Here is a 12,413-nt window from a genome sequence, read left to right as displayed (position 1 = left end):
ATGCACACCGCACCGCCCACCATCGACCCCGTGGCCACCGCCCGCTGGCAGCGCGTCAGCCCCGCCAGCAGCCCGTGGCTGCACGAGGAAGTGGGCCAGCGCATGCAGGAGCGGTTGCAGTGGATTGTGCGCAACCCGCAACTCTGGTGCGACTGGGAGCCGGTGCGCGGCGGAGCGCAAACCCATGAGCTGGTGGCGCAACGCTACCCCAAGGCGCAGTGCCACATCGTCGAGCGCGACCCCGGCCACCAGCAGGCGGCCCGCAGCCGCTGGCAGCCATCGGGCTGGAGCCAGTGGTTGCGCCGCCACCCCGGCGTGCAGTTCGACCTGCCCGCCCCACGCAGCCTGGACATGCTCTGGTCGAACATGGGTCTGCACCTGGAGGCCGACCCGCAGCAATTGCTGCAAACCTGGGCATCCCTGGTCAAGCCCGAAGGCTTCGTGATGTTCTCCTGCCTGGGGCCGGACACCGTGCAGCAACTGCGCGATCTGTATGCCGCGCAGGGCTGGCCCCCCGCCGGACACCAGTTCACCGACATGCACGACCTGGGCGACATGCTGGTGCAACACGGCTTTGCCGAGCCAGTGATGGACATGGAGCGCATCCACCTGCAATACGCCGATCCGGCCCGGCTCTGGCAGGAATTGCGCGAACTGGGCCGCAACTTCCACCCGCAACGCTTTGCCGGACTGCGCACCCCGCGCTGGCGGCAACGGCTGGAAGCGGCACTGGCCGCCAGCGTCGCCCCGTCCCAGCCCGTCACCCTCACTTTTGAAATCATCTACGGCCACGCCTTCCGGGCACCGCCCAAGGCCACCGTGCAGCCGCAGTCCAGCATCGCGCTGGAAGACATGCGCTCCATGTTGCAGCGCAAACGCTGACCGGGCACTAAAATGGCCCGATACATGCCACTGCCCGCCAGTGGCCACCTTGCCATTCATAACCGCAGACACACCATGATTACCCTGGCACTCTCCAAGGGGCGCATCTTCGACGAAACCCTGCCCATGCTGGCCGCAGCGGGCATTGAGGTTCTGGAAGACCCGGACAAATCCCGCAAACTCATTCTGCCCACCAACCGCGCCGATCTGCGCGTGGTGCTGGTGCGCGCCAGCGACGTGCCCACCTATGTGGAATACGGCGGCGCGGACATCGGCGTGGCGGGCAAGGATTCGCTCATCGAGCACGGTGGCCACGGCCTCTATCAGCCGCTGGACTTGCAGATCGCCAAGTGCCGCGTCAGTGTTGCCGTACCGCGCGACTTCGACTACGCCCACGCCGTGCGTCAGGGCGCGCGCCTGCGCGTGGCCACCAAATACACGCACATTGCCCGCGAATTCTTTGCCCGCAAAGGCGTACACGTCGATCTGGTCAAGCTCTACGGCAGCATGGAACTGGCCCCGCTCACCGGCATGGCCGATGCCATTGTCGATCTGGTCTCCACCGGCAACACCCTGCGCGCCAACAACCTGGTGGAAGTCGAGCACATCATGGACATCAGCTCCCAGCTCATCGTCAATCAGGCTGCCCTGCGGCTCAAGCAGGCCGCCATGCGCCCGCTGATCGACACCTTCGCTGCGGCCACCGCCCCCGTCGCCACCGTTTGAGAGAGCCACTCCATGACCCTGCAAGCCCGCCCCCTGCGCCTTTCCACGCAATCGCCCGACTTTGAAACCCGGTTCCAGCAACGCCTGCACTGGTCGGCCGACACCGATGCAGAAATCGAAAACCGCGTTGCCGACATCCTCGCTGCCGTGCAGCAGGAAGGTGATGCCGCCGTGCTGCGCTTCACCGAACGCTTCGATGGCATGGCCGCGCCAAGCCTGCACGAACTGGAACTGACCCAGGCGGAACTGAAAGCCGCCTTCGATGCCTTGCCCGATGCCCAGCGGCACGCGCTGGAATTCGCTGCCGCCCGCATCCGCAGCTACCACGAAGCCCAGAAAAAAGCCTCGGGCGAAAGCTGGAGCTACCGCGATGCCGATGGCAGTCTGCTGGGCCAGAAAGTCACCCCGCTCGATCGCGTTGGCATCTACGTGCCCGGTGGCAAGGCCGCCTACCCCAGCAGCGTGCTGATGAACGCCCTGCCAGCGCATGTGGCCGGAGTCGGCGAGATCATCATGGTCGTGCCAACCCCGCGTGGCGAGAAAAACCAGCTGGTGCTGGCCGCCGCGTATGTGGCCGGCGTGAGCCGCGCCTTCACCATTGGCGGCGCACAGGCCGTGGCGGCCCTCGCCTATGGCACGCAGACTGTGCCGCGCGTGGACAAAATCACCGGCCCCGGCAATGCCTACGTTGCCAGCGCGAAAAAGCGCGTGTTCGGGCTGGTCGGCATCGACATGATCGCCGGCCCCAGCGAAATCCTCGTGCTGGCCGATGGCTCCACGCCCGCCGACTGGGTGGCGATGGATTTGTTCAGCCAGGCAGAACACGACGAACTCGCGCAGAGCATCCTGCTCTCGCCCGATGCCGACTACCTCGACCGCGTGCAGGCTGAAATCGACCGCCTGCTGCCCACCCTGCCGCGTGCCGAAATCATTGCCAAAAGCCTCAACGGACGCGGCGCGCTCATCCACACCCGCAGCATGGAAGAAGCCTGCGAGATCAGCAACCGCATTGCCCCCGAACACCTGGAAGTCTCCAGCAACGAACCCCACCGCTGGGAGCCGCTGCTGCGGCACGCCGGAGCCATCTTCCTGGGAGCCTATACCAGCGAAAGCCTGGGCGACTACTGCGCCGGCCCCAACCACGTCCTGCCTACCAGCGGCACGGCCCGCTTCAGCTCGCCGCTGGGCGTGCTGGACTTCCAGAAGCGCAGCAGCATCATCGAAGTCAGCCGTGAAGGCGCGCAGAAACTCGGCAAGGTTGCCCACATTCTGGCCGAAGGCGAAGGCTTGCAGGCGCACGGGCAGGCCGCCGTGTTGCGACTGGATGCCGACAGCCGCTGACGCGGCATTCTTCTGACCCTCACCGCCCCACGCCCATGCTGATCGACTTCTTCTACGCCCTTCGTGCCGCCAAACTGCCCGTCTCGGTCAAGGAGTTTCTGGCCCTGCTCGAAGCCCTGCATGCAGGCGTGGTGGGGCCGCGCTCTGCCGATGCCTGGAGCATCGACGACCTGTACTACCTGGCGCGCACCGTGCTGGTCAAGGACGAAAAGCACTTCGACAAGTTCGACCGTGCGTTTGGCGCGTACTTCAAGGGCGTGGAACAGGTCGTGGGCGATACCAGGGACATTCCCGAAGACTGGCTGCGCCAGATGCTGGAAAAACACCTCAGCCCGGAAGAACTGGCCGCCATCGAGAAAATGGGCTGGGACGAGCTGATGGAAACCCTCAGGAAACGCCTGGAAGAACAACAGGGGCGGCACGAAGGCGGCAACAAATGGATTGGCACAGGCGGAACCTCCCCGTTCGGGCACGGCGGCCACAACCCGCAGGGCATCCGCATCGGCGGAAAAAGCCGCAACCGCACCGCCGTCAAAGTCTGGGAAGCGCGCAACTACCGCGACTACGACGACAGTCAGGAGCTGGGCACGCGCAACATCAAGGTTGCCTTGCGGCGGCTGCGCAAGTTTGCCCGCGCCGGGGGCGATCTGGAACTGGACTTGCCCGACACCATCCGCGCCACCGCTGCCAACGCAGGCTGGCTCGATCTGAAGATGGTTCCCGAACGCCGCAACAACGTCAAGGTGCTGTTGCTGATGGACGTGGGCGGCACGATGGACGCGCACATTGCCCGCGTGGAAGAACTGTTCTCGGCGGCCAAGGCCGAATTCAAGCACCTGGAGTTCTACTACTTCCACAACTGCGTCTATGACTTCGTCTGGCGCAACAACAAACGCCGCTTTGCCGAAAAGTTCGAGACCTGGGACATCATCCGCAAATACAACAAGGACTACAAACTCGTGTTCGTCGGCGATGCCATGATGAGTCCGTTTGAAATCCTGCACATTGGCGGCAGCGTCGAATACAACAACCCCGAACCCGGCGCGGAATGGCTCTCGCGCCTGACCCACGCCTTCCCGCAGCACGCCTGGATCAACCCCGAGCCGCAGGCCTACTGGCAGTACCAGGAAAGCACCTCCATCATCCAGCGGCTCATGAGCCAGCGCATGTACCCGCTCACCCTCAAGGGGCTGGAAGAAGCCATGCGGCTTCTCTCCAAATAAGCCGTTTCGCCCAGCCACCGGAGCCGCCATGAAAGACCTGCCTGCCGACTCCCGCCCCCGCGAAAAACTGCTCACACGCGGCGCATCCGCCCTCAGCAACGCCGAACTGCTGGCCATCCTGCTGCGCACCGGTCTGCCGGGGCAGGGTGTGCTGGCATTGGCGCAATCGCTGCTGCAAGCCCAGCAAGTGCAGGGCACAGGTGGATTTGGCGGACTGACGGCACTGCTGCACGCCAGCCCGGCCGATCTGGCACGCATCAAGGGACTGGGGCCTGCCAAGCGGGCGGAAATTCTGGCCGTCATGGAACTGGCGCGCCGCGCACTGGCCGAGCAATTGCAGCAGGGCAGCACGCTCAACTCCCCGCAGGCCATGCGCCAGTACCTGCAAGCACATCTGGCACACAAACCGCACGAGATTTTTGCCGTGCTCTTTCTCGACAGCCAGTTGCGGCTGATCGCCCTCGAAGAACTGTTTCGCGGCACACTCACCCAGACCAGCGTGTATCCCCGCGAAATCGCCCTGCGCGCCCTGCACCACCACGCCCACGCCATCGTGCTGGCACACAACCACCCCAGCGGCCAGGTACAACCCTCGCAGGCCGACCTGCAAATCACCCGCCGCATCCAGGATGCCATGAACCTGCTGGACATCCAGGTCATCGACCACCTGATTGTCGCCAGAGGCCAGAGCCTGTCGATGGCGGAGCGGGGGATGATGTGAGCAGTGGCTTCGCGCCCCCTACAATGCGGGCAAACGCAACAGCAACCCCTTGGGGATTCCAAATATGAGCATCAAGAGCGACAAATGGATCCGCCGCATGGCGCAGGAGCACGGCATGATCGAGCCGTTCGAGCCGGGGCAGGTGCGCCAGGTGGATGGGCAGAAGATCATCAGCTACGGCACCAGCAGCTACGGCTACGACATTCGCTGCGCGCGTGAATTCAAGGTGTTCACGAACATCCACAGCACGGTGGTCGATCCGAAGAATTTCGACGAGAAAAGCTTTGTCGATTTCGAGGACGACTACTGCATCATTCCGCCCAACAGCTTCGCGCTGGCGCGCACCGTCGAGTATTTCCGCATTCCGCGCAATGTGCTGACGATCTGCCTGGGCAAGAGCACCTATGCCCGCTGCGGCATCATCGTCAATGTCACCCCGTTCGAGCCGGAATGGGAGGGCTTTGTGACGCTGGAGTTTTCCAACACCACGCCACTGCCTGCCAAGATTTATGCGGGCGAGGGCTGTGCCCAGGTGCTGTTCTTCGAGGGCGACGAGCCGCCCGAAGTCAGCTACAAGGATCGGGGCGGCAAGTACCAGGGACAGCACGGTGTGACCCTGCCGCGCACCTGACGGGTGCAGGTGCGTGCCCCTGCAACGGGCACGCTGTCGATTTTTTCTCCGGCTTTTCTTTTTTCCGCCTGCCACAGGCTGCTCACGATGGACAATTCCCCTCCCGCCCGCAAACCCGGTCGCCTTTCCCTGCCCGCCGGTTCGGTGCGCAAGCCCGCATCTGCACCCGATCGCGCCCCCAGGGCAGCGAAGAACAGCGCGCCTCCCAAGCCGCGCTCGAATGTCTATCATGCACCGCCTGCGCCGAAGGCCGGGGTGGCATCGGTGCGGCCACCCGTGGCGAGGGTTGCGCCACAGCCCGTGCGCCCAGCCGCGCCTGCCGATGGCTCCTCGCGCCTGAACAAGCGCATGGCCGACATGGGGCTGTGTTCGCGGCGCGAGGCCGATGAGTGGATTGCCAATGGCTGGGTGCGCGTCAATGGCGAGGTGGCGCAGATGGGCCAGCGGGTGCTGCCCCAGGATGCCATTCGCGTGGACCGTCGCGCCAACGAGCAAAAGAGCAGCCAGGTCACATTCCTGCTGCACAAGCCGGTGGGCTATGTCAGTGCCCAGGCCGAAGATGGTCACACCCCCGCTGCCAGCCTGCTCACCGCCGAGAATCGCTGGCGCGAGGATGCCAGCCCGGTGCGCTTTCATCCCAGCCAGTGGCGCGGTCTGGCCCCGGCCGGGCGGCTGGACATCGATTCCACCGGCCTGCTGGTGCTGACCCAGGATGGCGTGGTGGCACGGCAGATCATTGGCGAACACAGCGAGATCGACAAGGAGTATCTGGTGCGCGTGGAATATGCCAGCCCCCAGGGCATGGTGCAGCAGAATGTGCAGGGGGTGTTTCCGGCGCGGTCGCTGGCTTTGTTGCGCCATGGCCTGTCACTGGACGAGCAGCCGCTGTTGCCCGCCGAGGTGACATGGCAGAACCCGGAGCAGTTGCGTTTTGTGTTGCGCGAAGGCAAGAAACGCCAGATTCGCCGCATGTGCGAGCAGGTCGGGCTGCATGTGGTGGGCCTCAAGCGCATCCGCATTGGGCGTGTGCTGCTGGGCAATCTGCCCAAGGGGCAGTGGCGGTATCTGGCGGAGGATGAGCGGTTCTAGGGGGAATGGCACTTACTTAGGCCTGTTTCCCGTCATTCCGGGCTTGACCCGGCAATCCAGTGACAAAGCAAGCCAAGAGAAACGAACGTGTTTTTCCTCCATGTCGTCACTGGATTCAGGCTTTCGCCGGAATGACGGCGTTAAGTAAGCAGCATTCGTTCCAGGGGGTGAATCTGAATGATGACACGCCCTGAATCCGTGGCCCTTTTCCTGCTGCTTCATCGGGTTGTCATACGGGGCTGATGTAATGCGCCCTGTCCCAAACAGCCAAATATCATCTTTGGCATGGTTATTGCTTTTTCATTGCCGTGGCGTGCGAATAGAAACATTGTGTTTCTTTGTGGCACTTTTGGCATGGATTGCTTTCCATGAAGGGGTGTTTATGAATAAAGGAGACCGGGTCATGACCTCAAACAAAGTCAATCGCTTCACCTTTGACAAACACAGCGTGGTGCTGTTCTCGGCACTGGTGCTGGCAGGGGCTTCCTCTGCGGGCACCAATGCCGCCCGCACGGGTGCTGCCCAGGCCAGCCTGTCGGCTCCCGTGGCGCAGACCGTGAGCGTTGCAGCGGCTGCGGCATTGCCCCAGCGTCTGGGCCAGGCCGGTACGCGCCGCGCAGACTGACGGCCCGTGGCACGGTGGCGCACCGGTTGGGGTGTGTCGCTGTAGCGGGGCGGCGGCATGCCGCCTGCCGAATCCCGCAAAAACTACCGCCATGTGGCGTGCAAGCCGTGGGAAAATAGCATTCTTTCGTGTGGAGGCGGAGCTGGAGACACCGGCCCGTACACCGCACCCCCAATGCCCCCGATTCGCCAACCCGATTGCTGACTGAATGACCAACACCCTGAACGAAACCTCCGCCAAACGCCAGACCTCTGCCATCCAGGCCGCCATCGTCGAGGGACTGGAAGACATCAAGGCACAGGACATCCGCATTTTCGACACCACCGCCCTGTCGCCCCTGTTCGAGCGGGTGGTGATTGCCAGTGCAACGTCCTCGCGCCAGACCAAGGCTCTGGCGGCCAGCGTGCGCGACAAGCTGTGCGAGGCTGGTTTCCCCAAGCCCCGCACCGAGGGAGAGGAAAACGGCGAGTGGATCATTGTCGATTGCGGCGTGGCCGTGGTGCACATCATGCAGCCCGCCATCCGGGCCTATTACCGGCTGGAAGAAATCTGGGGCGACAAGCCCCTCAAGGCATCCAAGCCCCGTGCTCCCCGCAAGACCGCCAGCACAGCCGCAGGCACTGAAGAAGCCGCTGATGGCACAATCGCTGCCCAACCCGCCGCCAGGAAAACCGCCAGCCGCAAAACCACTGCGGCCCGCAAGACCACCACTCGCAAGACCCCGGCAAGCAAGACCACAGCGCGAAAAAAGCCTGTGGCTGCCAATGTGCCTCCCACCGATGCGGCCGATCCGGCAGTCTGATGCCACGGTGCAATTGGCTGGTGTGAACAGCCCTTCATTGCCATGCGCAAGCTGATGATCGTGGCCGTGGGCCAGAAAATCCCGGCCTGGGCGCAGCAGGGCTATGATGAATACGCCAAGCGGTTCCCGGCAGACATGCGGCTGGAAATTCGGCTGGTCAAGACCGAGCCGCGCACTGGTGGCAAGACCACGGCGCAATTGATGACTGCCGAACGCGAGCGGCTGGAAGCGGCCATTCCGCGCGATGCCTACCGGGTGGTGCTGGACGAACGCGGCCAGACCCACACCACGCTGTCCCTCTCCAGCCGCCTGAAGGAATGGCGTGCGGGTGGGGCCGATGTGGTGTTTCTGATTGGTGGCCCCGACGGACTGGACCCGGCTTTGCGGGCATCGGCCCATGAGCGCGTGCGCCTGTCCGACTTGACGCTGCCGCACGCACTGGTACGGGTGCTGCTGGCAGAACAGCTCTACCGCGCCTGGTCGGTGCTGGCCAACCACCCCTATCACCGGGAGTGAGGCAGACCTTCCCTGGCAGCGATACAGTGGCTGCTGGCGGGTTTGTATCCGTCCGGTCTGTTTTCTGAATCCTGAAAAAGGTTGCTCCGATGCCCTTCATTTACCTTGCCTCGCAAAGCCCCCGGCGCAGCCAGTTGCTGGCGCAGATCGGCGTGGCGCACCGGCTGCTGTTGCCCCTGCCCACCGAGCTGGATGCCGCCGAGCAACTGGAGGCCGAGCAGCCGGGCGAAGCACCGCGCGACTACGTGCTGCGGGTGACGGGGCTGAAGCTGCAAGCCGCTCGCCAACGCGCCCAGGCACGCGGGCTGGAAGTCGCGCCGATTCTCTGTGCCGATACCACCGTGGCACTGGATGCACAAATTCTGGGCAAGCCTTCCGATGCTGAGGCGGTACGCACCATGCTGGTGCAATTGTCTGGCCAGACCCACGATGTGTTCACGGCCGTGGCTGTGGAACATCAGGGGCAGGTGCGGCAGGCCCTTTCGCACTCGCGGGTGCAGTGCGCCCGCCTGGATGCCGCTGCCATCGAGCGTTATGTGCACAGTGGCCAGTGGCAGGGCAAGGCTGGCGGCTACGGCATTCAGGGGCTGGCGGCCACGTTTGTGCAGCAGATCAGCGGCAGTTATTCCGGCATCATGGGCCTGCCGCTGTTCGAGACGGCGCAGTTGCTGGAAGCATTCGGCTACCCCGTGGGCCATGATCTGTTGCAGACTTCTGCCCCTGTGGAGGCCGCATGAACCGCAGCGATTCCCCCCGTGCCGATGCCGCAGCGCAGGCCGAGCCGCTCCACACCCAGGCCGATACTGCACAGGACATCCTCATCAACTGGTCGCCCCAGGAAACCCGCGTGGCCGTGGTGGAAAACGGCATGGTGCAGGAAATCCACCTGGAGCGCACGCTGGAGCGCGGGCTGGTGGGCAACATCTATCTGGGCAAGGTCTCGCGCGTGCTGCCAGGTATGCAGTCGGCCTTTGTGGACATTGGCCTGGAGCGCGCCGCCTTTTTGCATGTCGCCGATGTCTGGCAACGCCTGCCCGAAGGCGTGACCTTTGCCACACGGCGGCTGGAGCCGGTCAGGCCCATCGAGAAACAGGTGTTCGAGGGCCAGAGCCTGCTGGTGCAGGTCATCAAAGACCCGATTGGCAAAAAAGGCGCGCGGCTGTCCACCCAGATCAGCATTGCCGGGCGTTCGCTGGTGTTCCTGCCCCAGGACGAACACATTGGCGTATCGCAAAAAATCCCCCAGCCCGAGCGCGATGTCCTGCGCGACCGCGTGCAGCAACTCGTGCAGCAGCACACCCCGGTGCAGCAGCGCGGCGGAGGCTTCATCGTGCGCACCAATGGCGAAGACTCCAGCGATGCCGAATTGCTGGAAGACATCCGCTACCTGCGCAAAACCTGGCAAAAAATCCGCAGCGAAGCCCTGAAGCAACCCGCCACCAGCCTGCTGCACCAGGATTTGAGCCTGTTGCAGCGGGTACTGCGCGATCTGGTCTCCGAGCACACCCACAGCGTCAGCATCGACTCGCGCGAACAGCATGGCCTGCTGCACGCCTTCGGGGCGGAATACATGCCCGCTGCCGCGCAGAAACTGCGCCGCTATCAGGGCGAGCGGCCCATCTTCGACCTGTACAACGTGGACGAGGAAATCAACCGCGCGCTGGGTCGGCGCGTGGAACTCAAGTCCGGCGGCTACCTCATCATCGACCAGACCGAGGCCCTGACCACCATCGACGTGAACACCGGTGGCTATGTGGGCGCACGCAACTTCGACGACACCATCTTCAAGACCAACCTGGAAGCCGCACAGGCCATTGCGCGGCAACTGCGCATACGCAACCTGGGCGGCATCATCGTGGTCGATTTCATCGACATGGTGCGCACCGAACACCAGCAGGCCGTCTTGCAGGAATTCCGCCGCCAACTGGCACGCGACCGCGTCAAGACCACCGTGTGCGAATTCTCCCCGCTGGGCCTGGTGGAGATGACGCGCAAGCGCACCCGCGAATCGCTGGCACGCACCCTCACCCAGCCCTGCGAAGTGTGCGCGGGCACCGGCGAAGTCAAGACCGCCCGCAGCGTCTGCTACGAAATCCTGCGCGAAATCCTGCGCGAAGCGCGGCAATTCAGCCCACGTGAAATCAAGGTACTGGCCGCGCCGGAAGTCATCGAGCTGTTTCTCGACGAAGAAAGCCAGTACCTGGCCAGCCTCTCGGACTTCATCGCCAAGCCCATTGCCCTGGTCGCCGAGGCGACGCTGGCCCCCGATCGCTATGATATTGTGCTGATTTAAGACCACATGTCAGCCCGACCCATGACCCGGAAAGAAAGTCCCCCGATGGAAGCCTTCAAGAAATACCGCATCTCCCCCAAGAACACCCTCAAGGACATCGACCCTTCCGACAAGCCCTTCTCGTTCGGCACCAAGAAAGACGAGCTGCAACGCCTGGACGAACTGGCCGTGGAACTGGACGATTTGCAGAACACCCTGTACGCGGGCAAACGCCGCAAGGTGCTGCTGATCCTGCAAGGGCTGGACACCAGCGGCAAGGATGGCACCATTCGCTGGGTGTTCTCGCGCACCTCGCCACTGGGCGTACACGTTGCCGCCTTCAAGGCCCCCAGCGAGCGCGAACGCGCCCATGACTTCCTCTGGCGTTGCCATGCCGTCGTCCCTGCCAATGGCGAGCTGACCGTCTGGAACCGCAGCCACTACGAAGACGTACTGGTGCCCCCGGTGGAAGGCTGGATCGACAAGGCCGAAACCCAACGCCGCTACGGCCACATCAACGACTTTGAACGCCTGCTGAGCGAAACCGGCACCACCATCGTCAAGTGCATGCTGCACATCAGCAACGAAGAACAGCGCGAACGCCTGCAAGACCGCCTGAAAGACCCCGGCAAGAACTGGAAGTTTGCCGCCGACGACCTCTCCACCCGTGCCAAGTGGAACGACTACCAGCGCGCCTACGAACAGGCATTGCAGGCCACTTCCACCCCGCACGCCCCCTGGTATGTGATTCCGGCCAACAGCAAACGCCACCGCAACCTGATGGTCGCCCAACTGCTGGTGCAGACCCTGCGCGACATGAAACTGCGCCTGCCCCCGCCCAATCTGGCGTTCAAGGACCTGGTGGTGAATTGACATCCTCCCCTGCCAAAATGCAGGGGACTCCCGTTTCACCGAACCGCGCCGATGCCTCAAAAAGACACAGGACTTACCGCTTCTCCACAGGCTGACACCGCCAGTCCGGCGGCCAGTACGTTGCGCGCAGCGTTCACGTCCCGGTCGTGGTGTTCTCCACATTCCGGGCACGTCCACTGCCGCACATTCAAAGACATTTTCGGCATCGTGTATCCGCAGTCCGAACAGCGTTTGGACGATGGATACCACTTGTCTATGCCTACCAGTAGTTTGGCAACCTTGAGCTTGGCTTTTCTTCGTCGGTTCGAGCCTTTGGTTTTCTTTGCAAGACGGCGTTGCAGCTTTGCTAGCTTCGCCTGGTTCTTGCGGTATGTGTTGGGTGCAGCGACTTTCTCGCCGGTGGAGAGGATGGCGAAGTGAGTCAGGCCCAGATCAATACCTACCTTGCCGGATGCTTCAGGCTTCGCGGCCACGGCATCGTCACACAGCAGACTGACGAAGTAGCAGCCTGCCGTGTCTTTGGAAACCGTGACGGTGGTGACCTTGGCAGCCTTGGGAATCGGGCGCGACCAGCGAATGTCCAGCGGAGCATCCATCTTCGCCAGCTTCAAGGCCGAGCCGTCCCAGCGAAATGCGCTGGTGGTGTATTCGGCAGACTGTTTACCGTCCTTGCGCCTGAACTGCGGGTAGCGGGCACGCTTGGCGAAGAAAT

General features: G+C 63.4%; 14 protein-coding genes. 13 read left to right on the top strand and 1 reads right to left on the bottom strand.

Annotated features, from left to right (window positions below; all coding sequences use genetic code 11):
* The 13 genes from BUE21_RS12125 to BUE21_RS12065 all read left to right on the top strand — a co-directional run bounded on the left by BUE21_RS12125 (nucleotide 1) and on the right by BUE21_RS12065 (nucleotide 11,701).
* A complete protein-coding gene (locus BUE21_RS12125; RefSeq protein WP_073356922.1) occupies nucleotides 1-882 on the top strand; it encodes a class I SAM-dependent methyltransferase in 882 nt (293 codons plus the stop codon).
* 75 nt (nucleotides 883-957) lie between these two features.
* Nucleotides 958-1,608 carry an ATP phosphoribosyltransferase gene (hisG, locus tag BUE21_RS12120; protein WP_073356921.1) on the top strand — a complete coding sequence of 217 codons (651 nt, stop codon included), beginning with the start codon at nucleotides 958-960 and terminating at the stop codon, nucleotides 1,606-1,608.
* 12 nt (nucleotides 1,609-1,620) lie between these two features.
* On the top strand, nucleotides 1,621-2,949 hold the full coding sequence (gene hisD, locus BUE21_RS12115; RefSeq protein ID WP_073356920.1) for a histidinol dehydrogenase: 1,329 nt from the start codon (nucleotides 1,621-1,623) through the stop codon (nucleotides 2,947-2,949).
* Between the two features lie 35 nt (nucleotides 2,950-2,984).
* Complete coding sequence (locus tag BUE21_RS12110; protein ID WP_073356919.1) at nucleotides 2,985-4,172, top strand: vWA domain-containing protein; 1,188 nt, start codon at nucleotides 2,985-2,987, stop codon at nucleotides 4,170-4,172.
* Nucleotides 4,173-4,200: 28 nt separating this feature from the next.
* Complete coding sequence (gene radC / locus BUE21_RS12105; protein WP_073356918.1) at nucleotides 4,201-4,893, top strand: RadC family protein; 693 nt, start codon at nucleotides 4,201-4,203, stop codon at nucleotides 4,891-4,893.
* Nucleotides 4,894-4,957: 64 nt separating this feature from the next.
* Complete coding sequence (gene dcd / locus BUE21_RS12100) at nucleotides 4,958-5,524, top strand: dCTP deaminase (RefSeq protein ID WP_073356917.1); 567 nt, start codon at nucleotides 4,958-4,960, stop codon at nucleotides 5,522-5,524.
* Nucleotides 5,525-5,611: 87 nt separating this feature from the next.
* Nucleotides 5,612-6,613: a pseudouridine synthase gene (locus BUE21_RS12095; protein WP_073356916.1), complete on the top strand. Its 1,002-nt coding sequence runs from the start codon at nucleotides 5,612-5,614 to the stop codon at nucleotides 6,611-6,613.
* Between the two features lie 403 nt (nucleotides 6,614-7,016).
* Nucleotides 7,017-7,238, top strand: a complete 222-nt coding sequence (locus BUE21_RS12090) for a hypothetical protein (protein ID WP_143164518.1) — start codon at nucleotides 7,017-7,019, stop codon at nucleotides 7,236-7,238.
* Nucleotides 7,239-7,446: 208 nt separating this feature from the next.
* A complete protein-coding gene (gene rsfS / locus BUE21_RS12085) occupies nucleotides 7,447-8,040 on the top strand; it encodes a ribosome silencing factor (RefSeq protein WP_073356914.1) in 594 nt (197 codons plus the stop codon).
* Nucleotides 8,041-8,082: 42 nt separating this feature from the next.
* A complete protein-coding gene (rlmH, locus tag BUE21_RS12080) occupies nucleotides 8,083-8,556 on the top strand; it encodes a 23S rRNA (pseudouridine(1915)-N(3))-methyltransferase RlmH (RefSeq protein WP_073356913.1) in 474 nt (157 codons plus the stop codon).
* Nucleotides 8,557-8,645: 89 nt separating this feature from the next.
* Nucleotides 8,646-9,293 carry a Maf family protein gene (locus BUE21_RS12075; protein WP_073356912.1) on the top strand — a complete coding sequence of 216 codons (648 nt, stop codon included), beginning with the start codon at nucleotides 8,646-8,648 and terminating at the stop codon, nucleotides 9,291-9,293.
* Nucleotides 9,290-10,849 (top strand): ribonuclease G, encoded by a 1,560-nt coding sequence (gene rng / locus BUE21_RS12070; RefSeq protein ID WP_084523257.1) that lies wholly within the window; start codon nucleotides 9,290-9,292, stop codon nucleotides 10,847-10,849. Before BUE21_RS12075 ends, rng begins: the two co-directional genes overlap by 4 nt.
* 45 nt (nucleotides 10,850-10,894) lie before the next feature.
* The gene (locus BUE21_RS12065) at nucleotides 10,895-11,701 is read left to right on the top strand and encodes a PPK2 family polyphosphate kinase (protein ID WP_073356938.1); all 807 of its coding nucleotides are present in this window, start codon (nucleotides 10,895-10,897) and stop codon (nucleotides 11,699-11,701) included.
* 56 nt (nucleotides 11,702-11,757) lie between these two features.
* Here BUE21_RS12065 and BUE21_RS12060 read toward each other — a convergent pair.
* A partial coding sequence (locus tag BUE21_RS12060) for an RNA-guided endonuclease InsQ/TnpB family protein (RefSeq protein WP_143164517.1) occupies nucleotides 11,758-12,413 on the bottom strand: 656 nt, incomplete at its 5' end.

Source organism: Lampropedia hyalina DSM 16112, assembly GCF_900129055.1.
GTDB classification, from domain to species: Bacteria; Pseudomonadota; Gammaproteobacteria; order Burkholderiales; family Burkholderiaceae_C; genus Lampropedia; species Lampropedia hyalina.
This window is presented reverse-complemented; position numbering and strand designations above follow the sequence as displayed.

Coding starts and splice junctions, on each gene's coding strand:
- BUE21_RS12065 (WP_073356938.1), top strand. CDS start 10,895: ATGGAAGCCTTCAAGAAATACCGCATCTCCCCCAAGAACACCCTCAAG.
- hisG (WP_073356921.1), top strand. CDS start 958: ATGATTACCCTGGCACTCTCCAAGGGGCGCATCTTCGACGAAACCCTG.
- rng (WP_084523257.1), top strand. CDS start 9,290: ATGAACCGCAGCGATTCCCCCCGTGCCGATGCCGCAGCGCAGGCCGAG.
- rsfS (WP_073356914.1), top strand. CDS start 7,447: ATGACCAACACCCTGAACGAAACCTCCGCCAAACGCCAGACCTCTGCC.
- BUE21_RS12090 (WP_143164518.1), top strand. CDS start 7,017: ATGACCTCAAACAAAGTCAATCGCTTCACCTTTGACAAACACAGCGTG.
- BUE21_RS12110 (WP_073356919.1), top strand. CDS start 2,985: ATGCTGATCGACTTCTTCTACGCCCTTCGTGCCGCCAAACTGCCCGTC.
- BUE21_RS12095 (WP_073356916.1), top strand. CDS start 5,612: ATGGACAATTCCCCTCCCGCCCGCAAACCCGGTCGCCTTTCCCTGCCC.
- dcd (WP_073356917.1), top strand. CDS start 4,958: ATGAGCATCAAGAGCGACAAATGGATCCGCCGCATGGCGCAGGAGCAC.
- hisD (WP_073356920.1), top strand. CDS start 1,621: ATGACCCTGCAAGCCCGCCCCCTGCGCCTTTCCACGCAATCGCCCGAC.
- radC (WP_073356918.1), top strand. CDS start 4,201: ATGAAAGACCTGCCTGCCGACTCCCGCCCCCGCGAAAAACTGCTCACA.
- BUE21_RS12125 (WP_073356922.1), top strand. CDS start 1: ATGCACACCGCACCGCCCACCATCGACCCCGTGGCCACCGCCCGCTGG.
- rlmH (WP_073356913.1), top strand. CDS start 8,083: ATGCGCAAGCTGATGATCGTGGCCGTGGGCCAGAAAATCCCGGCCTGG.
- BUE21_RS12075 (WP_073356912.1), top strand. CDS start 8,646: ATGCCCTTCATTTACCTTGCCTCGCAAAGCCCCCGGCGCAGCCAGTTG.